At 62.6% G+C, this 1,164-nt stretch carries 1 pseudogene; it reads right to left on the bottom strand.

What is annotated here, in order from left to right:
• Positions 1 to 1,164 (bottom strand): annotated as a pseudogene (locus tag BXP70_RS29060) (glutamine synthetase type III); the annotation flags it as partial.

The following is a 1,164-nucleotide window of genomic DNA, read 5'->3' as shown; positions in this document are numbered from 1 at the left end:
CTCAATCTGGATCTTCTTCAGGTAATCCTCCAGCAAAATCTCGTGGCGGGCGTGCAGCTCCACCGGCGAGAAGATGCCGTGCTTGGCAAACAAGGCCTCCGCCGCCGGCGTGACCAGCGCATCCAAAGCGTGCGGCGTGGTGGCCACGTTGGCCAGCCCGCGCCGGGCCGCTTCTTCTTTCCACTCCTCGCTGTAGCCGTTGCCCTCGAAGCGTACGTTCTTGGAGCTGATCACGTACTCGCGCAGCACGTCCACAATGGCCACTTCCTTCTTCTTGCCTTGCTCGAGCTGCGCATCCACCGCCTGCTTGAAGGCAATCAGCTGCTCGGCCACAATGGCGTTGAGCACGGTCATGGCCGAGGAGGAGTTGGCCGAGGAACCCACCGCCCGCAGCTCGAACTTGTTGCCGGTGAAGGCAAACGGGGAGGTGCGGTTGCGGTCGGTGTTGTCCAGCAGAATGGCCGGGATCTTGTCGATGCCTAGCTTGAGGTAGATGTTGTCGCCCTTGTCTAGCGGCAGCTTGGCCGTGCGCTCCAGCTCGTTCAAGACGTTGTCCAGCATCGAGCCCACGAACACCGACATAATCGCCGGCGGGGCTTCGTTGGCGCCCAGGCGGTGATCATTCGAGGCCGAGGCAATGCTGGCGCGCAGCAAGTCCCCGTAGGTGTGCACGGCCTTGATGGTAGCGATGAAGAAGGTCAGGAACTGCAGGTTCTCCTTCGGGCGCTTGCCCGGGGCGAATAGGTTCACGCCCGTGTCCGTGCTCATCGCCCAGTTGTTGTGCTTGCCCGAGCCGTTCACCCCGGCAAAGGGCTTCTCGTGCAGCAGCACCTTGAAGTGGTGACGCTCGGCCACGCGGTCCATCAAATCCATCAAGAGCTGGTTGTGGTCTACCGCCAGGTTGGCATCCTCGAAGGTGGGGGCGCACTCGAACTGGTTGGGGGCTACCTCGTTGTGGCGCGTGCGCAAGGGGATGCCCAGCTTGGTGCCTTCCTCCTCGAACTCGACCATGAACGCGTGCACCCGGCTGGGGATGGAGCCAAAGTAGTGATCCTCCAGCTGCTGGCCTTTGGCCGGGGCGTGGCCAAACAGCGTGCGCGAGGTCATCACCAGGTCCGGGCGGGCATCGTAGAGGGCTTTGTCCACCAGGAAGTACTCCTGCTC

It is taken from the genome of Hymenobacter crusticola (assembly GCF_002154225.1).
Taxonomy (GTDB): domain Bacteria; phylum Bacteroidota; class Bacteroidia; order Cytophagales; family Hymenobacteraceae; genus Hymenobacter; species Hymenobacter crusticola.
This window is presented reverse-complemented; position numbering and strand designations above follow the sequence as displayed.